General features: G+C 68.1%; 17 protein-coding genes and 1 other RNA gene. 10 read left to right on the forward strand and 8 right to left on the reverse strand.

The annotated features are described in order from the left end of the window. Nucleotide 1: 1 nt before the first annotated feature. The gene (locus ACFQ91_RS09115) at nucleotides 2–955 is read left to right on the forward strand and encodes a DUF5996 family protein (RefSeq protein ID WP_344258176.1); all 954 of its coding nucleotides are present in this window, start codon (nucleotides 2–4) and stop codon (nucleotides 953–955) included. 27 nt (nucleotides 956–982) lie between these two features. On the opposite strand, the gene ACFQ91_RS09120 is transcribed toward ACFQ91_RS09115, so the two are convergent. Further along, nucleotides 983–1,531, reverse strand: a complete 549-nt coding sequence (locus tag ACFQ91_RS09120; RefSeq protein WP_198498715.1) for a TetR/AcrR family transcriptional regulator — start codon at nucleotides 1,529–1,531, stop codon at nucleotides 983–985. Between the two features lie 82 nt (nucleotides 1,532–1,613). Here ACFQ91_RS09120 and ACFQ91_RS09125 point away from each other — a divergent pair, with 82 nt between their 5' ends. Together ACFQ91_RS09125 and ACFQ91_RS09130 are read left to right on the forward strand one after the other, a co-directional pair. Continuing rightward, complete coding sequence (locus ACFQ91_RS09125; protein WP_198498716.1) at nucleotides 1,614–3,173, forward strand: MFS transporter; 1,560 nt, start codon at nucleotides 1,614–1,616, stop codon at nucleotides 3,171–3,173. A 200-nt stretch (nucleotides 3,174–3,373) separates the two neighbouring features. Further along, complete coding sequence (locus tag ACFQ91_RS09130; RefSeq protein WP_198498717.1) at nucleotides 3,374–3,703, forward strand: nuclear transport factor 2 family protein; 330 nt, start codon at nucleotides 3,374–3,376, stop codon at nucleotides 3,701–3,703. On the opposite strand, the gene ACFQ91_RS09135 is transcribed toward ACFQ91_RS09130, so the two are convergent. Next, entirely contained in the window at nucleotides 3,704–4,723 is a 1,020-nt protein-coding gene (locus ACFQ91_RS09135; RefSeq protein WP_198498718.1) for an AraC family transcriptional regulator, read from the reverse strand. 223 nt (nucleotides 4,724–4,946) lie between these two features. Between ACFQ91_RS09135 and ACFQ91_RS09140 the strand changes: the two genes are divergently transcribed. Then, on the forward strand, nucleotides 4,947–5,960 hold the full coding sequence (locus ACFQ91_RS09140; RefSeq protein WP_198498719.1) for an alcohol dehydrogenase catalytic domain-containing protein: 1,014 nt from the start codon (nucleotides 4,947–4,949) through the stop codon (nucleotides 5,958–5,960). On the opposite strand, the gene ACFQ91_RS09145 is transcribed toward ACFQ91_RS09140, so the two are convergent. Together ACFQ91_RS09145 and ACFQ91_RS09150 are read right to left on the reverse strand one after the other, a co-directional pair. Beyond that, nucleotides 5,954–7,315 carry a uracil-xanthine permease family protein gene (locus ACFQ91_RS09145; protein WP_198498720.1) on the reverse strand — a complete coding sequence of 454 codons (1,362 nt, stop codon included), beginning with the start codon at nucleotides 7,313–7,315 and terminating at the stop codon, nucleotides 5,954–5,956. The genes ACFQ91_RS09140 and ACFQ91_RS09145 overlap by 7 nt on opposite strands. 84 nt (nucleotides 7,316–7,399) lie before the next feature. Continuing rightward, nucleotides 7,400–8,941 (reverse strand): fatty acyl-CoA synthetase, encoded by a 1,542-nt coding sequence (locus tag ACFQ91_RS09150; RefSeq protein ID WP_344251615.1) that lies wholly within the window; start codon nucleotides 8,939–8,941, stop codon nucleotides 7,400–7,402. Between the two features lie 165 nt (nucleotides 8,942–9,106). Here ACFQ91_RS09150 and ACFQ91_RS09155 point away from each other — a divergent pair, with 165 nt between their 5' ends. Together ACFQ91_RS09155 and ACFQ91_RS09160 are read left to right on the forward strand one after the other, a co-directional pair. Next, on the forward strand, nucleotides 9,107–9,940 hold the full coding sequence (locus ACFQ91_RS09155) for a Nif3-like dinuclear metal center hexameric protein (RefSeq protein WP_198498722.1): 834 nt from the start codon (nucleotides 9,107–9,109) through the stop codon (nucleotides 9,938–9,940). A gap of 24 nt (nucleotides 9,941–9,964) precedes the next feature. Beyond that, the gene (locus ACFQ91_RS09160; RefSeq protein ID WP_232623593.1) at nucleotides 9,965–10,699 is read left to right on the forward strand and encodes a zinc ribbon domain-containing protein; all 735 of its coding nucleotides are present in this window, start codon (nucleotides 9,965–9,967) and stop codon (nucleotides 10,697–10,699) included. A gap of 28 nt (nucleotides 10,700–10,727) precedes the next feature. Here ACFQ91_RS09160 and ACFQ91_RS09165 read toward each other — a convergent pair whose 3' ends face one another. Then, on the reverse strand, nucleotides 10,728–11,504 hold the full coding sequence (locus ACFQ91_RS09165) for a YaaA family protein (protein WP_376904092.1): 777 nt from the start codon (nucleotides 11,502–11,504) through the stop codon (nucleotides 10,728–10,730). Nucleotides 11,505–11,621: 117 nt separating this feature from the next. Here ACFQ91_RS09165 and rnpB point away from each other — a divergent pair. Next, nucleotides 11,622–11,999: RNase P RNA component class A (gene rnpB, locus ACFQ91_RS09170), an RNA gene on the forward strand. A gap of 49 nt (nucleotides 12,000–12,048) precedes the next feature. Here rnpB and ppgK read toward each other — a convergent pair. Continuing rightward, the gene (gene ppgK, locus ACFQ91_RS09175) at nucleotides 12,049–12,882 is read right to left on the reverse strand and encodes a polyphosphate--glucose phosphotransferase (protein ID WP_198498724.1); all 834 of its coding nucleotides are present in this window, start codon (nucleotides 12,880–12,882) and stop codon (nucleotides 12,049–12,051) included. Next, nucleotides 12,875–13,789, reverse strand: coding sequence for a type I methionyl aminopeptidase (gene map / locus ACFQ91_RS09180; protein WP_376872975.1), 915 nt, complete (start codon nucleotides 13,787–13,789; stop codon nucleotides 12,875–12,877). Before map ends, ppgK begins: the two co-directional genes overlap by 8 nt. A 130-nt stretch (nucleotides 13,790–13,919) precedes the next feature. On the opposite strand from map, the gene ACFQ91_RS09185 reads away from it, so the two are divergent. Beyond that, nucleotides 13,920–14,645, forward strand: a complete 726-nt coding sequence (locus ACFQ91_RS09185; RefSeq protein WP_198498726.1) for a FadR/GntR family transcriptional regulator — start codon at nucleotides 13,920–13,922, stop codon at nucleotides 14,643–14,645. A gap of 476 nt (nucleotides 14,646–15,121) precedes the next feature. On the opposite strand, the gene ald is transcribed toward ACFQ91_RS09185, so the two are convergent. Next, entirely contained in the window at nucleotides 15,122–16,240 is a 1,119-nt protein-coding gene (ald, locus tag ACFQ91_RS09190; protein ID WP_198498727.1) for an alanine dehydrogenase, read from the reverse strand. Between the two features lie 356 nt (nucleotides 16,241–16,596). On the opposite strand from ald, the gene ACFQ91_RS09195 reads away from it, so the two are divergent. Both ACFQ91_RS09195 and glnA read left to right on the forward strand, forming a co-directional pair. Then, the gene (locus ACFQ91_RS09195) at nucleotides 16,597–16,800 is read left to right on the forward strand and encodes a hypothetical protein (protein WP_198498728.1); all 204 of its coding nucleotides are present in this window, start codon (nucleotides 16,597–16,599) and stop codon (nucleotides 16,798–16,800) included. Between the two features lie 3 nt (nucleotides 16,801–16,803). Beyond that, the gene (glnA, locus tag ACFQ91_RS09200; protein WP_198498729.1) at nucleotides 16,804–18,156 is read left to right on the forward strand and encodes a type I glutamate--ammonia ligase; all 1,353 of its coding nucleotides are present in this window, start codon (nucleotides 16,804–16,806) and stop codon (nucleotides 18,154–18,156) included. The last annotated feature ends 3 nt before the right edge of the window (nucleotides 18,157–18,159 follow it).

Raw genomic sequence — 18,159 nt, forward strand, 5'->3', positions numbered from 1 at the left:
AATGACAGGGTCCTCGTGGCCGCAGCTGCGCATCGATGACTGGACGGGCACGCGGGAGAACCTGCACCAGTGGCTGCAGATCGTCGGGAAGATCGAACTGGTCTCCACGACGCTCATCAACCACTGGTGGAACGTCACCTATGACGTCAGCGCTCGCGGACTGCGCACACAGATCCTCATGCGCCAACAGGGGCGGACCTTCGACGCGGAATTCGACTTCATCGCCGACGAACTCGTGCTGCGAGCGAGCACCGGCGACATCGAGACCGTGCCGCTGAAGCCCCAGTCGGTCGCCGACTTCTACGCCGCCGTGATGGCGGCCCTGACCAGGCTCGGCGCCCCGTGCACAGTGTGGGCATGGCCGAACGAACTGCCCCAGGCCACCCCGTTCGCCGAAGACACACGGCCACGGGAATACGATGCCGACGCCGTGCGGTTGTGGTGGCGACAGCTCCAGCACATCGATGACGTCTTCGCCTACTGGCGCGCCGGATTCGCAGGCAAAGCAAGCCCCGTCCAACTGTTCTGGGGGTCGATGGACCTCTCCGCGACACGCTATTCGGGACGAGTCGCCCCACCGAGCACGGCCTCACCCCCGAACTGCCCGCCCTGGGTGATGGCCGAAGCCGAGGACCGGGAGAACGTCGCCGTCGGGTTCTGGGCCGGCGGCAGCGCCGAAGGCTCTTTCTACGCCTACGCGTATCCGGCGCCGAAAGGCTACTACGACGGGAAGCTCACCGCCGGCGGATACGACGCGAGCCTGGGGGAGTACCTCCTGCCCTACGCCGATGTCCGCACCGCCGACGATCCCGAAGGCACGCTGCTGACGTTCCTCGACGAGGTCTACGACCGCGCCGCGGACCTCGCGAACTGGGATCGCAGGATCCTCGACGTCGATCAGGATCGGCTCATCAGATACCTGCCGCCGGCCGACCTCAGCTCCCACGAGCACTGAGCGAGGTTTGTCTTCGCCCAGGCGCGATCAGTCCTCGCCGAGGTCGGCGAGGATCCGGCCGATGAGGCGTTCGCGCGCTGACGCGCTCATCGGCGCGGTGAGAATGCTCTCATACCCCCAGGAGCCGTCCGCGGCCATGCGGGCGACCAGGCACCGCAGCGAGACGTCATCGAGCTCATCGACGGGGACGCCCTCATCGGGGAACCAGCGCCGATAGACCTCCTCCCAGGGTGCGATCCACTCCGGTTCGTTCGCTGCTTCCATGATGAGACGCAGCTCCACGGTGCTCGGCGTCTTCAGCGCCGCCCGCACGTAGCCGCGGGTGCGTTCGACGAGGCTCGCCTCCTCGGGTGCCTTTCCGGTCGCGGCGAGGAGGTCCTCCTCGATGCGGGCTGCCAGATGCTCATGGATGCCCGCGAGCAGGGCGTGCTTGCTCGCGAAGTGGTAGAGCAGGCCGCGTTTGGTCACCCCCGCCTCCTCGGCGACGGAGTCAAGCGTGAGGGCGGTGATCCCTCGCTCCTCCACCACGGTCAGTGCCGCCTCGATGAGTTTGCGTCGTGCGCTCGGTCGTGCCATGGGTTCTCCTCTCGATGTCATAAGTATACCTTTCGGTGTAGTACACTCATTGGTGAAGTAACTCGAAAGGAGAAGGAACCTCATGGACACCACACCCCCTCGGGCCACAGCCCGCACCTGGGTCGGTCTGGCCGTGCTCGTGCTGCCGATGCTGCTCATCGCCATCGACAGCATGGTGCTGATCTTCGCCCTCGGCGAGATCACCGCGGAACTCGAACCCTCCGGTGCGCAGCAGCTGTGGATCCTCGACATCTACTCGCTCATGCTCGCCGGCCTGCTCGTCACCATGGCCTCACTCGGTGATCGCTTCGGCAGACGGAAGGTGCTCCTCATCGGCGCGGTCGGCTTCGCGATCGCCTCGGTGATCGGAGCGCTGTCGACCGAGGCCTGGATGCTCATCGCCGCCAGGGCCCTCCTCGGCATGTCCGGTGCCGCGATCATGCCCGGCACTCTCTCACTCATCCGCAACATGTTCCTCGACCGCAACGAGCGCCGCACCGCGATGGCCGTGTGGGCGGCGGCCGGAGCACTCGGCGCCGCTGCCGGACCCATCGTCGGCGGCGCCCTCATCGAGGCGTTCAGCTGGCATGCCGCGTTCCTCATGAACATCCCGGTGATGATCCTCCTGCTCGTCCTCGCGCCCTTCCTCGTCCCGGAGAGCAGGAACCCCAACCCCGGTCGCGTCGACCTCCTCAGCATCGTCCTCTCCCTGGCCGGCATGATCGCCGTCATCTACGGAGTGAAGACCTTCGCCGAGGGCGATGAGCCCGGCATCGCCGTCGTCACCTTCGTCGCCGGTCTCGTGCTCCTCGTCCTCTTCGTCATCCGGCAGCTGCGGATGCCTCTGCCGATGATCAACGTCCGCCTCTTCAAGGGACGAGCCTTCACCGGTGCCGTGGTGACGAACTTCCTGTCGGTGTTCGCCCTGGTCGGAGCCATGTTCGCGCTCACGCAGTTCCTCCAGCTCGTCGCGGGACTCTCGATCATCGAATCCGCCCTGTGGATGCTGCCGCAGGCGCTCGTCTCGGCAGGTGCGGGCTTCGTCGCCGCGGCGCTGGTCAAGCGCATTCCGACGTCGATCATCGTCACCGCGGGCATGCTCGTCACCGCGGGCGGATTCGCGATCCTGCTCACGCTCACCCCGGATACTCACCCGTGGGTCATCGCCGTGGCCCTCTCCCTCGTCGGTCTCGGCGCGGGTGTGGGTCTGACGCTGACCAACGACATCATCATGAGCTCGGTCCGCCCCGAGGAGTCCGGTCAGGCTGCGGCGATCAGCAACACCGGCTACGAGGTCGGCACCTCGTTCGGCATCGCGGTCCTCGGATCCGTGCTGCTCGGCTTCTACCGCACGAACCTCGAGGACTCGGTGCCGGCGGGACTGCCCGGCGAGGTGCTCGAGGCCGCCAAGGAGACCCTTGCGGCGGCGCTGCTCTACGCAGAGCAGATCTCCGGTGACATCGGCGCCGCCCTGGCATCGGCAGCCATGGAGTCCTTCACGACGGCACTGTCGCTGACCGGCGGCATCGCCACGGCGATCCTCGTGGCCGTGGCGATCTTCGCGGGCATCATGCTCCGCGGCGTCTCCGCTGAGGCCGATCTCGCCGAGAGCAACCGCGAGAACGTCGATCAGGACGCCTGATCCACACCCGTCCGGCAGTGCGCCCCGACCGGCGCACTGCCGGATGAGCAGGCCCCACGGCTGCCGGGCTCCGGACAGTTGCGGTGATCGCCGAGGCTGGGAAGTGTGCTTGCCCCATTGCCAGGGTGGCGAAATGTTGCCATGATCGTGGGGACATCCGCACGATTCCGAGCACCACCGCTTCAGGAAGAGGACCCATCATGGCCACCGCAGATCTCGCCCAGCAGTTCCACACCGCTCTCGTCGGCGGCGACGCCGACACCCTCAGCTCGCTCGTCACCCCCGATGTCACGTTCACCGGGCCCGTCGCTCAGGCCTCCGGCGCCGAGGAGGTCGTCCGGGGTCTCGCGGAGATGGGCTCGATGACGACCTCCGACGACGTCAAGGTCCAGCTCTCCGACGACGACAACGCCCTCATCTGGTCCGAACTCGCGACCTCCGGCTCCCCGGCGATCCCGGCCGCAACATGGCTGCGCTTCGAGGGCGGGAAGATCGCGGAGATCCAGACGGTCTTCAACGCCGCCCGCTGACTAGGGCCGGACCGCCGAGGCCTCGATGAGGCCCGTTCGCGCACCTTCCGGCGTCATTCCGGTCCAGGTCTTGAACGCGCGATAGAACGAGTTCGTGTCGGTGTAGCCGAGGAGGAAGGCGATCTCGGCGGTGCGCAGATCATTGCGCACGAGATAGTGGCGTGCGAGGTTCTCGCGCGTCTCGGCGAGCACCGCCTGGAACGACGTCCCCTCGGCTTTGAGCTGCCGTTGCAGGGTGCGCGGACTTGTCGCCAACCGCCGTGTGACGGCGCCGATCGACGGATCGCCTGCCGGCAGCGTCTCGACCAAGGCTGACTGCACGCGGTCGCTCGTGCTTGCTCCCGCGTCGAGATCGGCGAGCCGGCGGCGCAGCTCGGGCGCGAAGACCTGCCACATCCCCTCATTCTCGGTGAGGAACGGCCGTGTGGAATCAGCCTGCGCGAAGGTGACCGACCAGGCGTCTCCTGTCCGCACCCGCGCTCCGAGAAATTCTTCGAGCACGCCGGGATCCTGAGGAAGCTGCGGCATCGACACTCGCACCGGGCGGATCGGCTCCCGCGTTGCCAAGCGGGCGAGGGCCACCCAGAAGAGGATTTCGGCCATGGCGAGGAGGACCGGCGGCTCCTGCGTGCTCGGCCACCGATAGGCGATGGTGAGGTCGGCTGCGCTGTCGACGACGAGGGCAACCGGACCGATGAGCGGTTTGTAGACGGCCAGGCGCTCGGCTGCCGTGCGCAGATCCTGACTCGAGAGCGCAGCGAACAGCGGTGGGGAGAAGTGCTCGACGGAGATCGCCTCGCCGATCGCGACGGCCGCCTCCGCCGCGGTGCCGAGACGCTCCGCCTCGTCGGCGATCGCCGCCCAGAAGCGGTAGTAGTCCGCGGTGTCGAGCTCGGTCGCTCCACGCGAAAGCAGATCCCCGGGCAGGCTCGCGCGACGGAGGACGAGGGCGGGGGAGATGTCGAGATCGCGCAGGAGCACGGCGATGCTCGGATCGAGATCGAATCGGGTTCCGGCCATGGTCGAAGCGTAGCCGAGAACGCAGCGCGGACCACCGGTACTGCACGCCAGTCCACCCGCAAAGGACGCCAGGCGATCGTGGCGCGATCGGCAAGCACCTCGGCGTGCTCTGCTGGTCACACGGCATGCTGTGACATCTAATGTCGATGGTGTCATCACGAATCCGGTGAGGACCACTCACCGGATTCGCCCCCGAGCACCACCCTGTTGAAAGGTCACCAACATGAAGGCAGCAGTCATTCCCGAACTCAACGGCACCTGGGAGCTGCGGGAGGTTCCCACCCCGACCGCCGCACCCGGTCAGGTCCTCATCAAGGTCCACGCCACCGGCATCTGCTTCACCGACATCTGGACGACGCGCGGTGCCGCCGGCGATCTGTTCCCCAACACCCCGGGACACGAAGTCGTCGGCGAGATCGTCGAGGTCGGCGAGGGCGTCACCGGCCGCAAGGTCGGCGACCGGGTCGGCACCACGTGGGTGCAGTCGACGTGCGGACGGTGCGACTACTGCCGCGAGAACCTGCCGCTGTCCGGCCAGGCCGCGGTCAACTGCCCGAATGCCCGGCTCACCGGGTTCACCACCCAGGGCGGACACGCCGAGTACATCGCGGCCACCGCGACCGGCACCGTGCTCATCCCCGACGGACTGTCCTATGAGGAGGCCGCACCGATCTTCTGCGCCGGGTACACCGTGTGGAGCGGACTGCGCGCGGCTGATCCTCAGCCGGGCGAGACGATCGCCGTCGTCGGGATCGGCGGTCTCGGTCACCTTGCGGTCCAGTATGCGAAGGCAGCCGGCTTCAGGACGATCGCGGTGACCCACTCGCCGGACAAGCATGACCTGGCCCGCGACCTCGGCGCTGATCTCGTCGTCGCCGACGGCGCGGAGCTCCAGGCGGCAGGCGGCGCCGATGTCCTGCTTCTGAGCTCGAATTCCTACGAGTCCGGCAGGGACGCGTTCAAGGGCCTGCGGCACGACGGTCGTGCAGTTCTCGTCGGTCTCGACCCGTTCGACGACTTCACGATCCCGACCGAGCCGCAGCCGTTCTTCGCGCAGCGTCAGAAGGTCATCGGCGCCACGCACAACGGGCTCAACTACCTCACCGAAGCACTCGAGATCGCGGCATCGGGCAAGGTGAAGCCGATGATCGAGGTCTTCGACAAGGAGGACATCACCGAGGCGGTCGCCAAGGTCACCGCCGGTGACGTCCGCTTCCGCGCCGTCGTCACCTACTGAGTGCTCTTCGGCTCCGACTGGTCTGCCATCGCGCCGGCCCCCGCCTCGACGGGGACCGGCGCGGTGCCGCGCCACCGGGCGATGAGCGTCATCAGCTGGTAGATGACGATCGCCGAGGCGGTGCCCAGGGCGATCCCGGCGAACTCGAGTCCGGCCGGGGTCCACGTGAAGTTCGCGATCGCGACGATGAGGGACACCGCTGCGGTGTTGAGGTTGATCGGATTGGCGAAGTCGACCCGGTTCTCCACCCAGATGCGCACCCCGAGGAGGCCGATCATCCCGTAGAGCACGGTCGCTGCCCCGCCGAGCACACCGGGTGGGATCGTCGCGATGATCTCCCCGAACTTCGGCAGCAGACTGAGGATGAGGGCGATGATCGCGGCACAGAAGTACGCGGCCGTCGAGTAGATCTTCGTCGCGGCCATGACGCCGATGTTCTCCGCGTACGTCGTCGTGCCCGATCCGCCGCCGGCCCCGGCGAGCGTCGTGGCGAGTCCGTCGGCGAAGAGGGCCCGGCCGGTGAGTCCGTCGAGATCGCGGCCGGTCATCGCGGCCACGGACTTCACATGCCCGATGTTCTCGGCGACGAGGACGAGGACGACGGGCAGGAAGAGTCCGAGGTACCCGAGATCGAAGGCCGGGGCGTGGAAGGTCGGCAGGCCGATCCAGGCGGCGGAGGACACGGTGGAGAAGTTCACTTCCCCCTGGACGAGTGCCGCACCGTAGCCGACGAGCACGCCGATGAGGATCGACAGCCGCCCGAGCATGCCCTTGAAGAGCACGGAGGAGACGACGATGACGGCGATCGTGATGACTGCGGTGAGCGGCGCCTGCTGCACCCACCCCCAGGCGGCGGGGGCGAGGTTGAGGCCGATGAGGGCGACGATCGCACCGGTGACGACCGGCGGCATCGTCACCTCGATCCACCGCACCCCGGCGAAGTGGACGACGATGCCGACAAGCGCCAGGGTCACCCCGACGGAGATGATCCCGCCCTGGGCGAGCGCCATCGCCTGCGAGTCGAGCCGCTCCCCGGAGGTCGCCGCGAAGCCGGTGACCGCCCCGACGGGGGCGAGCAGGCCGAACGACGAGCCGAGGTAGGACGGCATCATCCCCTTCGTGATGAGGAGGAAGAGAAGCGTGCCGATCGCGGTGAAGAAGAGCGTCGTCGACGGCGGGAAGCCTGTGAGCAGAGGGACGAGGAACGTCGCCCCGAACATCGCGACGACGTGCTGGGCGCCGATCCCGATCGTCCGTGGCCAGCTCAGCCGCTCCTCGGGAAGCACGATCTCCCCGGGACGGATCGTCCTGCCGTCACCGTGGAGGCTCCACTGCCATCTGGCGGTCGTGTCCACCTCGTGTTCCCTTCCGTCGACTCCGGACCCTCACCGGGTCCCAGTGCAGTGTATGCGCGCCGAGGCGGCTGTGCACGAGAGGGGTCATGTCTCCCGCAGCGATCGCTTGAGGATCTTGCCGGCGGAGTTCTTCGGCAGCTCGGCGACGAACGTCACCCGCTTGGGCACCTTGAAGCCGGCGAGACGGTCCCGGACATGGGCGATGACATCCGCCTCGGCGATCTCACCGGCATCGTCGCGGAGAACGACGAAGGCACTGATCGCCTCGATCCACTTCTCGTCGGCGATGCCGACGACGGCGACCTCGGCGACTCCGGGCATCGCGAAGATCGCATCTTCGACCTGCCGGCTGGCCACGAGCACCCCGCCGGTGTTGATGACGTCCTTGACGCGGTCGACGACCTCGACGTAGCCGTCGGCATCCATCCGCACGAGGTCACCGGAGTGGAACCACTGGCCGTCGAAGGCGGCGTCGGTCGCCTCGGGCCTGTCCCAGTAGCCCTCGCACAGCTGCGGCGACCGGTAGAGGATCTCTCCGAGCTCACCGGGGCCGACCTCCTCACCGGCGGCGTCGACGACCCGCGTCTCGACGAAGAGGACGGCGCGTCCGGCCGAGCCGGGGTGGGCGTCGTGCTCCTCGGGGCGGAGCACCGTGCACAGCGGACCCATCTCGGACTGGCCGAAGCAGTTGTAGAACCCGAGCCCGGGCAGCCGGGTGCGCAGCTTCTCGAGCACCGGGCCGGGCATGATCGACGCCCCGTAATAGGCCTTCTCGAGGCTGTCGAGGTTCCTCGTCTCAAGGCCGGGACTGTTCGCGAGCGCCACCCACACGGTGGGGGCGGCGAAGAAGGAGTTGATCCGCCGCGACTCGAAGAGAGCGAGCAGGTCGTCCGGGACGGGGGCGGTGACGATGATGTTGTGGGCGCCGACGGCGAGCAGCGGGAGGAGGAAGACGTGCATCTGCGCCGAATGGTAGAGCGGCAGCGCATGGACGACCCGGTCGGTGCCGGCGAAGTCGAGGCTCGTCAGGCACGAGAGGTATTCGTGGACGAGCGCGCGGTGCGTCATGACCGCGCCCTTCGGCGCCGAGGTGGTCCCCGAGGTGTAGAGCAGCTGCGCGACATCCGTGTCAGCGACGTCGAACTCGCCCTCTCCGGCCGGGGCGATGTCCGGCGCCGAGGCGGGACCGAGGAAGTCGTCGAACCCGACGAGACGGGCGCTGCCGCCATGGGCGGTGGCGGAGACCGCCTCGGCGAGGTCGGAGTCGGCGACGACGATCCCGGCCCCGGAGTTGGCGAGGATGTAGTCGAGCTCGTCCCCGGTGAGCTGGAAGTTCACGGGCACGTGGATGAATCCGGCACGGGCGCACGCGAGATAGACGAGGGCGTAGAGGTCCGAGTTCCGGCCGTAGGCGGCGATCCGGTCGCCTGGACCGGCCCCGAGGCGGCGGAGTTCACGGGCGATCGCGGTGACCGCGGAATCGAACTCGGCATAGGACCATGTGCGGTCGCCGAACTCGACGGCGGTCCGGGAGCCGAAGCGGTCGGCGCTGCGCCGGATGAGATCGGCGACGGTGGAGGAGACGGGCTGCAGGGACGACGTCGTCGTCGACGCGGTAGAGGTCATGGGGCCAATCTAGCGGCGACGCCTCGGCAAGTGAACAGATCGGGCTCTCCGGTGCCAGGGCCGGGCCGACTCCGGCCGATGGCAGGCGGACCGGCCCGACCGGGGGCGGTGCGTGCGCTCCACCGCCCGGGATGAGTGCCGGTGACGATGCATTAGTGTGGGCGTATGAGATATCCGACGGTCAGCGAATGTGTGGACGTCTTCGACTCCCTGTGGCCGCCGTCCCTGGCCGAGGACTGGGACACCGTCGGTCTCGCGGTCGGGGATCCCGATGCCGAGGTGCGCTCGATCCTCCTCGCCCTCGATCCCACCGATGCCGTCATCGCCGAGGCGGTCGTCCTCGGCGCGGACCTGCTCTTCACCCATCATCCGCTCATGCTGCGCCCGGTCTCCTCGGTGAGCGCGGGCACCCTCAAGGGCGGGGCCGTCCACACGCTCATCACGAACGCCATCGCCCAGTTCAACGCGCACACCAATGCCGACTCCGCCGTCGGGGGAGTCTCGGACGTCCTCATCGACCTCATCGGCGTCCCCGACTCCTCACCGCTCGTCCCCGACCCCGCGGATCCGGCACGCGGCATCGGTCGGGTGGGCGACCTCGGCGAGCCGACGACGGTCCGCGACATCGCCCGGACCCTGGCCGGTCGACTGCCGCGGACGACGACCGGTGTGCGCATCGCCGGTGACCCCGCCGCCGAGGTGACCCGGGTCGCCGTGTGCGGGGGAGCGGGGGACTCCCTCTTCGACGCCGTGCGCACCAGCGGTGCCGACGTCTACGTCACCGCCGATCTCCGCCATCATCCGGCGACCGAGGCCCTCGACACCGGCAATCGCGGCGACGCCCGCCCCCAGCTCATCGACGTCTCGCATTGGGCCTCGGAGGCGGTGTGGCTGGCGGTCGCCGCCGAGGCGCTCGACGCCGAGTTCGCCGCCCGCGGACTCTCCGTCGCCCTCCAGGCCTCCGCCGTCAACACCGACCCCTGGGTCGAACGCTACTGACCCCTGCCCTCGATGCTCTAGGACATGACCATGCAGCTCACCGCCGATCAGCGCACCCGTCTCGAGGAGCTCATCGAGCTCACGGCGAAGTCACGGGCCCTGCGCCACGAACACGAGAACCCCGCCGAGGGGCCGAAGCTGCAGGAGCTCATCGAGCGGCACAAGGCGCTGAGTGCGGAGAAGGCGGCCGCCGCCGAGGTGACCGCCGGGCTCGAGAGCGAGACCGCCGAGCTCACCGCCGCGATCGACAAGCAGACGGCGCAGATTGCGAAGAAGACGACCGAGCTCAACGACGGCACGGGGCTGACGAGCCGCGACCTCGTCCACCTGCAGGAGGAGATCGCCGCCCACGAGGCGAAGGTCGCCGAATTCGAGGACACGGAGCTCGCGACGATGGAGCGACTCGAAACCGCGCAGGCCGAGCTGGCGGACATCGAATCCCGCATCGCCGAGGTCACGGAGCAGGGACGGACGACCCAGACGGCGATCAAGGAGCGCAAGGCGGCGCTGGCCGAGGACATGGACGAGCTCGGCAGTCAGGAGTCCCAGCTCAAGGCCGACCTGCCGCCGGACCTCGTGCGCCGGTTCGAGGGCAACGTCGCCCAGGGCGGGCCGGGCGCGGCGATCATCGCCGGCCCCAACTGCCAGGCCTGCGGTCAGGAGATCAGCGGCGCCACGTGGCACCAGTGGCTGAGCGAGGACCCGAACGAGGTCCACACCTGCGAGGAGTGCGAAGCGGTCCTGCTCCGCCGCGCGTGAGACTGCGGGCTCAGTCGCATAACAGGCCTCAGTCGCGCAGGACGATCGTCAGTCCTGCCGGTCGGGTGGCGGTCGCCTCGGCGAATTCCACCTCATAGTGCTCTGCGGCGCGGGTGACGAGTGCGTCGATGCTCTCCGGCAGCGGGCGTTCGTCACGGAGCAGGCGGCCGACGAACTCGCCCCGGTAGAACTTCGCCCAATGGGAGACGACGCTGCGCTTGTCCCCGGTCGCCTTGATGGCCCCGAGCGTGACGACCTGTCCGTGCGGACCCGGCCACGCCGACCGGTAGTCGCTCGAGCGGCAGTCGAGGATCACCTCGGCGTCATCAACGGTGAAGGACTTCGCGAGGATCGGCTTCCACCACGACGAGAGACGGCCGAGCTGGCCGAGGTCGGTCTTCATCGCCAAGCGGTACGCGGGGATCGGGTCGAGGCCGCCGACCTGACCGAAGACCGCGGAGAACACGTGGACGTCGCGGAGGCGGTCAGCGAACGCCGCATCGGATTCGGCGAGGGCGACGAGATCGGCCGCGCCCATCGCCTCGAAGAGGACGCCGGTGTAGGTGAGCAGTGCGGGGGCGCACGGCTGCTCGTCGATGGTGACGTTGCGGGCGACCTCCTCGGCGAGTGACTTGCCGACGCCGAGGGCGGTGAGCGCGTCCTTGCGCTTCGAGATCTTCTTCAGGGCGCCGAGCACCTGCCGTCGCTTGGCGGTGAGATCCGGGGACGACAGGGCGGCCAGGTCGAGCGGTGCCCCGGTCGCCGGTGGGGTCTTGCCTTCGGAGGGAGGGAGGAGGATCTTCACCCCACCATCGTAGGCGGCAGGGCTGACACGCCCCCACCCGGTCCGTGTTGCCTTGGTCACCACCGGGTGGGAGGTCGCCGTCGCCTGCGGCCGATCCGAGTAGACTGGGAGGTGAGGACAGGTCACCAGACGGCCGCGGCCTTCGGGCTGAGGAACGTCCGGGCTCCGCAGAGCAGGGATGGTGGGTAACACCCACCCGGGGCAACCCGCGGGCAAGTGCAACAGAGAGCAGACCGCCACGCGAGACGATGCACATCGTGTCGCGGGGTAAGGGTGAAACGGTGGTGTAAGAGACCACCAGAGTGCCGGGTGACCGGTGCTGCTGGGTAAACCCCATCCGGAGCAAGATCAGACAGACGGCGTTCGAGGCTGCTCGCCGAGCCGTCGGGTGGATTGCTTGAGGCCGCTGGCAACAGCGGTCCCAGATAGATGGCCGTCAGTCGAGAAGGGCAACCGACTCGATGACAGAACCCGGCGTATCGGTGGCCTGTCCTCCTCAGTCACCTCGTCGTGCCGTGACGTCACCTCGTCGTGTGGCGACCGCTCAGCTCTCGCCCTTCTTCACGCGCGCCTTGCCGTCGTTGACGGCGAGGATCGCGGCCCCGACGATGCCGGCGTTGTTGAACATCTTCGCCGGACACATGAGCGCGCGGGTCTTGATGAGCGGCAGGAACTCATCGTGTTGCTTCGAGATGCCGCCGCCGACGATGATGAGGTCCGGGGCGACGAGCAGCTCGACCTGGGAGTAGTACTGCTGGAGGCGACCCGCCCACTCGTCGTATTCGAGTCCCTCGCGGACCTTGACCGATTCGGCCGCCTGCGTCTCGGCGTCGCGGCCGTTCATCTCGATGTGCCCGAGCTCGGTGTAGGGGACCAGCCGCCCCTGAGTGAACAGCGCGGTGCCGATGCCGGTGCCGAGCGTCGTCAGCAGCACGGTCTTCTTCCGGTACTTCCGGCCGGCGCCGAAGACCATCTCCGCGAGCCCCGCGGCATCGGCGTCGTTCATGATGAAGAACTTCCGGCCGACGTGCTCGCGGAGGATCGACTGGATGTTCGAGCCGATCCAGCTCTGATCGAGGTTCGCGGCGTAGTGGACCTCGTCGTCACGGACGACGCCGGGGAACCCGCAGCCGAGCGGGAGCGCATCGAGGGACGATCGGTCGTCGACGACCTCGAGTTCGAGGGCACGCTCGACGAGGAGCTCGACCACCTCGGCGATGGCATCGGCGACCGCCACCGGCGTGCTCGGCTTCGGCGTGAGGACCCGGACGCGCTTGAACGCGAGCTGACCGGTGGCCGTGTCGACGAGCGCGGCTTTGATGCCCGTGCCGCCGATGTCGATGCCGATCGCGAAACGGGCGGGGGAGTCGTCAGTCATGCGTGTCCTTGGGGCTCGGGCCTCCGGCGATCGCCGTGTCCGGATCGGGGAGGGTGAGGATGTCGGCACCGGTGTCGGTGACGACGATGGTGTGCTCGAACTGGGCGGAGCGCTTCCGGTCCTTCGTCACGACCGTCCACGAGTCGTCCCAGACATCCCAGGCCTCGGTGCCGAGGTTGAGCATCGGCTCGATCGTGAAGATCATGCCCGGCTCCATCACCTCGGCGTGGGCGGGGGCGGCATCGTAATGGGGGACGATGAGCCCGGAATGGAACTCCCGTCCGACCCCGTGGCCGCTGTAGTCGCGGACGACGCCGTAGCCGAAGCGCTGCGCGTACTTCTCGATGACGCGGCCGATGATGTTGATCTCCCGACCGGGACGCACGGCCTTGATGCCGCGCATCGTCGCCTCCCACGTGCGCTCGATGAGCAGACGGGACTCCTCGTCGATGTCACCGACGGCGAAGGTGAAGTTCGTGTCTCCGTGCATGCCGCCGATGAACGCGGTGATGTCGACGTTGACGATATCGCCGTCGACGAGCGCGGTGGAATCGGGGATCCCGTGGCAGATGACCTCATTGACCGAGGTGCACACCGACTTCGGGAACCCGCGGTAGCCCAGCGTCGACGGGTAGGCGCCGTGATCGGCCATGTACTCGTGGGCCACCCGGTCGATCTCATCGGTCGTCACACCGGGGGCGATGATCTCACCGACCGCGGCCAGCGCGTTCGCGGCGATCGTCCCGGCGGTGCGGACGCGCTCGATCTCCTCCGGCGTGTAGTGGTTGCCGCCGCGGCCCTCATCGGCATCGGCGCGACCGACGTATTCGGGGCGGGTGATCGAGGCGGGGACCCGACGTTCGGGAGAGAGCGTTCCGGGCGTGATGAGGCGAGGCTGGACAGTCATGATGGTCACGATTCTAGAGCCCCGGCGTGTCGATATTCCACCGCGCACCCGCACCCGTGACCCCGTGAGGAGGCGCAGAAGCATAGACTCGAGGGTGAGCAATGACGACGGCATCGACGCAGGAGGTGTGATGAGCGAGCGTTCGGATGTGTCCGGTGGGGAGTTCTCCGGACTGAGCGAGGTGGTGAGCCTGACCAGCGCCCCTCAGCAGATCGCCGACCACATCCTCTCCGGCATCGCCGTGGGAGCCCTGCCGGAGGGCACCCTGCTGCCCGGCGAACGGGCTCTGGCCGCTGACCTGCAGGTGTCGCGCTCGAGTGTGCGGGCGGCTCTCGAGCGGCTCGAGCGCCTCGGGGTCGTCGAACGGCGCCGAGGCCGCGGCGGCGGCACCTTCGTCGCCAACGTCGAACCGGCCACGCTGGCCCCGATGGCCGGACGCATCGAGGAGTTCTACGCCGAACGCAAGAACCTCCTCGACGCTCGCGCCGTATTCCAGAACGGTCTCGCCGCGACCGCGGCGACGCGGCGGACGGAGGACGAGCTCGCCGAACTCCGGGAGCTCGCGGCGGTGTACTCCGAACGCGCCGAGGCGGCCGCCGCCCGCACGGCCGATGCGCGGTTCCATTTCGCCATCGCCCGAGCCGGACACAATCCCGAACTCGTGCGCATGGCCATCGACATCGACACCCGGATCAACGCCGGCTTCCGTCATGACCCGTTCTCGCACGAGCTCTTCGACCGCGCCGTCATCGACCATGCCGCGATCGTCGAGGCGATCGCCAACGGGGACGCCGAGGCGGCCGGGCGGCTGTGCGAAGAGCACTTCCGCTCGACGACGATGCCCGACCAGGGCTGACCGCGCCGACTGAGGTCCGCCGACATCCTCTGGGTGCCGCCGGACCTCCGCGGGGCGCCGCGGAGTGCGCCGCCGGACCTCCGTGGGGCACTGCCGACAACCTCGGGGCGCTGCCGGGACTACGCGGGGCGCCGCGGACAACCTCGGGGTGCAAGAACACCCCGGCGCTCGACGCACACCCCTGCGCTCGACACACACCTCTGAGCACAGCGAAAGGAACCCGCAGCTCCATACCCACCGCGTGCACGGGGAGGGTGTGGAGCCGAGGGTGCCTTTCGCGACAACCGCCGCCGGACCGCGCGCCGCTGTCAGGCCCGCGCGAGGCCCGACGCTGTCGCGAGCGGCCTTCGCCGAACCGTCATCGGCGCGCAGCCTGCGGCGAACGCTCAGCTAGCGACCGCTCAGTCGGCGACCGCTCAGTCGGCGACCGCTCAGTCGGCGACCGCTCAGTCGGCGACCGCTCAGTCGGCGAACGCTCAGTTGGCGAGTGCGTGCTCGACGGAGACGGCCTCGAGGCCGAACGCCTCGGCGACGTTGTCATTGGTGACGTGACCGTTGTGGACGTTGAGTCCGCGGGCGAGGCCGGCGTCGTTCGACAGCGCCTTGTGCCAGCCCTGGTCTGCGAGCTTGACGGCGAAGGGCAGGGTCGCGTTCGTCAGGGCCGCGGTCGCGGTGTTCGGCACGGCGCCGGGCATGTTCGCCACGCAGTAGAAGATCGACTGGTGGACGACGTAGGTCGGGTCGTCGTGCGTCGTCGGGTGCGAGCCTTCGAAGCAGCCGCCCTGGTCGATGGCGATGTCGACGAGCACCGAGCCGGGCTTCATGCCGGCGACCATCTCGTCGGTGACGAGCTTGGGAGCCTTCTTGCCGGGGATGAGGACCGAGCCGATGACGAGGTCGGCGGTCGAGAGCGACTTCGTGATCTCGTACTTGTTCGACACCTTCGTCGCGATCGCTCCGCCGAAGGTCTCGTCGATCTGGCGCAGACGCGGGATGTTGATGTCGATGACCTCGACGTTGGCGCCGAGTCCGAGGGCCATGCGCGCGGCGTTCGTGCCGGCCACACCGGCGCCGATGACGACGACATTGGTCTTGTCGGTGCCGGGGACGCCGGAGAGGAGCACGCCGCGGCCGCCTTCGGCCTTGAGCAGGCTGTGGGCGCCGACCTGCGTCGAGAGACGTCCGGCGATCTCGCTCATCGGCGCGAGCAGCGGCAGGCCGCCGCCGTCGGGCTGGACGGTCTCGTAGGCGATCGCCGTGGTGCCGGCCTCCATGAGCGCCTTCGTCAGCGCTTCGTCGGCGGCGAGGTGGAGGTAGGTGAAGAGGATGAGGTCCTGGCGGAGGAAGCCGTACTCGGAGGCGATGGGCTCCTTGACCTTGAGGACCATGTCACCGGCGGCCCAGGTGGCGGCGGCGTCGGGGGCGATCTTCGCGCCGGCTGCGATGTACTCATCGTCGGTGATGAATGATCCTTCGCCGGCTCCGGCCTGGACGGTGACCTGGTGACCGCGGGAGACGAGCTCGTGGACGCCGGCGGCGGTGATGGCGACGCGGAACTCGTTGTTCTTGACCTCTGTGGGCACTGAGATGCGCATTGGGATTCCTTCTTTCATGGCGCCCCATGGGACGGGACAGATTCGGCTCTGCGGGGCAGCGACCGAGGGTACATCTCACTCTAAGCTCGTGAAGGTTCGCGAGGCAAACCTTTACGTGCCCATTTCGTCATCAATCTTGCGGAATCGGTTGTCCACCATGCGAAAGAATGGGGAAATCCGCGGAACTGGTACCACCTCGAGGCATCCTCGGTGGACCCCTCGCAGCCGCCGGGGCACTCCGGGGAACCGGCAACGGTCACCGGCCGACACCTCGGCGAACTCCCTGTCAGGAGGCCCGCGAACCGGTAAGCTGGCCGGTGTCAGGGCATCATCTCACCGACGACGAAAGGCCTGTCATGGGACTGTTCAAGGATATCGACGAAGCGAACTCGAAGTGGTACTTCAACACCGCGACCGGTGAGGTCGAGCAGGGGCTCGTCAGCGATTGGACCCACCGCATGGGCCCCTACGACACCGAGGCAGAGGCCCGCGACGCCCTCGAGCAGGCGAAGAAGCGCAACGAGGAGTGGAACGAAGCTGACGAGAAGTGGAACGGCTGATCGATGTCGAAGCAGGAAGAGTTCGTCCTCCGCACCGTCGAGGACCGTGACGTCCGGTTCATCCGGCTGTGGTTCACCGACGTCCTCGGCGGGCTGAAGTCCGTGGCCGTCGTCCCCGCCGAACTCGAAGGCGCGTTCTCCGAGGGCATCGGCTTCGACGGGTCGGCGGTCGAGGGGCTCTCCCGGGTCTATGAGGCCGATATGGTCCTCAAGCCCGATCCGTCGACGTTCTCCCTGCTGCCGTGGCGCGGGGAGACGGAGCCGACGGGCCGGATGTTCTGCGACATCCACGTGCCCGGCGGGGAACCGGCGAAGGCCGACCCTCGCTACGTCCTCAAGCGCACGCTGGAGAGCGCCGCGAAGAAGGGCTTCACCTTCTACGTCCACCCCGAGATGGAGTTCTACCTCTTCCGATCCGGCAACCTCGACCTCGGCAACGGCACGCTCGGCGCCCCGGTGCCCGTCGACACCGCCGGATACTTCGACCACGTCAACGGCGGGACCGCGAACGACTTCCGGCGCTCGGCGGTGACGATGCTCGAGGCGATGGGCCTCTCGGTCGAGTTCTCCCACCACGAGGCGGGTCCGGGACAGAACGAGATCGATCTGCGCTACGCCGATGCGCTGACGATGGCCGACAACATCATGACCTTCCGCTCGGTCATCAAGGAGGTCGCGATCGCCCAGGGCGTCTACGCCTCGTTCATGCCCAAGCCGCTCGCCGACCACCCGGGCAACGGCATGCACACCCACGTGTCCCTCTTCGAGGGGGAGAACAACGCGTTCTTCGAACCGGGTGCGACCTATCAGCTCTCGAAGATCGGACGCCAGTTCATCGCCGGTCTGCTCCACCACGCGGCGGAGATCACGGCCGTGACGAACCAGTTCGTCAACTCCTACAAGCGCCTGTGGACCGGTCACGAAGCCCCCTCCTACATCTGCTGGGGACACCGGAACCGGTCCGCGCTCGTGCGGGTCCCGCAGTACAACTCCGGCAAATCGTCCTCGGCCCGTGTCGAGTACCGCGGCCTCGACTCCTCGGCGAACCCGTACCTGTCCTACGCGCTGCTCCTCGCCGCCGGGCTCAAGGGGATCGAAGAGGACTACAAGCTGCCGGAGGAGGCCGAGGACAATGTCTGGCTGCTCTCGGACACCGAACGCCGGGCGATGGGCATCCGCGCCCTCCCCGCGAGCCTCGCCGAGGCGCTCGAGATCATGGAGGGCTCCGACCTCGTCGCCGAGACCCTCGGCGAAGAGGTCTTCGACTTCTTCCTCCGCAACAAGCGACAGGAATGGGACGGCTACCGCGCTCAGGTGACCCCGTACGAGCTCAGCAAGCACTTCTCGTCGATGTGATCC

Source organism: Brevibacterium sp. NPDC056726 (assembly GCF_042790515.1).
In the GTDB taxonomy this organism is placed as follows: Bacteria; Actinomycetota; Actinomycetes; order Actinomycetales; family Brevibacteriaceae; genus Brevibacterium; species Brevibacterium sanguinis.

Bases quoted from the DNA above. Each gene is read 5' to 3' on its own strand.
- ACFQ91_RS09115 (WP_344258176.1), top strand. From the start codon at position 2: ATGACAGGGTCCTCGTGGCCGCAGCTGCGCATCGATGACTGGACGGGC.
- ACFQ91_RS09120 (WP_198498715.1), bottom strand. From the start codon at position 1,531: ATGGCACGACCGAGCGCACGACGCAAACTCATCGAGGCGGCACTGACC.
- ACFQ91_RS09125 (WP_198498716.1), top strand. From the start codon at position 1,614: ATGGACACCACACCCCCTCGGGCCACAGCCCGCACCTGGGTCGGTCTG.
- ACFQ91_RS09130 (WP_198498717.1), top strand. From the start codon at position 3,374: ATGGCCACCGCAGATCTCGCCCAGCAGTTCCACACCGCTCTCGTCGGC.
- ACFQ91_RS09135 (WP_198498718.1), bottom strand. From the start codon at position 4,723: ATGGCCGGAACCCGATTCGATCTCGATCCGAGCATCGCCGTGCTCCTG.
- ACFQ91_RS09140 (WP_198498719.1), top strand. From the start codon at position 4,947: ATGAAGGCAGCAGTCATTCCCGAACTCAACGGCACCTGGGAGCTGCGG.
- ACFQ91_RS09150 (WP_344251615.1), bottom strand. From the start codon at position 8,941: ATGACCTCTACCGCGTCGACGACGACGTCGTCCCTGCAGCCCGTCTCC.
- ACFQ91_RS09155 (WP_198498722.1), top strand. From the start codon at position 9,107: ATGAGATATCCGACGGTCAGCGAATGTGTGGACGTCTTCGACTCCCTG.
- ACFQ91_RS09160 (WP_232623593.1), top strand. From the start codon at position 9,965: ATGACCATGCAGCTCACCGCCGATCAGCGCACCCGTCTCGAGGAGCTC.
- ppgK (WP_198498724.1), bottom strand. From the start codon at position 12,882: ATGACTGACGACTCCCCCGCCCGTTTCGCGATCGGCATCGACATCGGC.
- map (WP_376872975.1), bottom strand. From the start codon at position 13,789: ATGACTGTCCAGCCTCGCCTCATCACGCCCGGAACGCTCTCTCCCGAA.
- ACFQ91_RS09185 (WP_198498726.1), top strand. From the start codon at position 13,920: ATGAGCGAGCGTTCGGATGTGTCCGGTGGGGAGTTCTCCGGACTGAGC.
- ald (WP_198498727.1), bottom strand. From the start codon at position 16,240: ATGCGCATCTCAGTGCCCACAGAGGTCAAGAACAACGAGTTCCGCGTC.
- ACFQ91_RS09195 (WP_198498728.1), top strand. From the start codon at position 16,597: ATGGGACTGTTCAAGGATATCGACGAAGCGAACTCGAAGTGGTACTTC.
- glnA (WP_198498729.1), top strand. From the start codon at position 16,804: ATGTCGAAGCAGGAAGAGTTCGTCCTCCGCACCGTCGAGGACCGTGAC.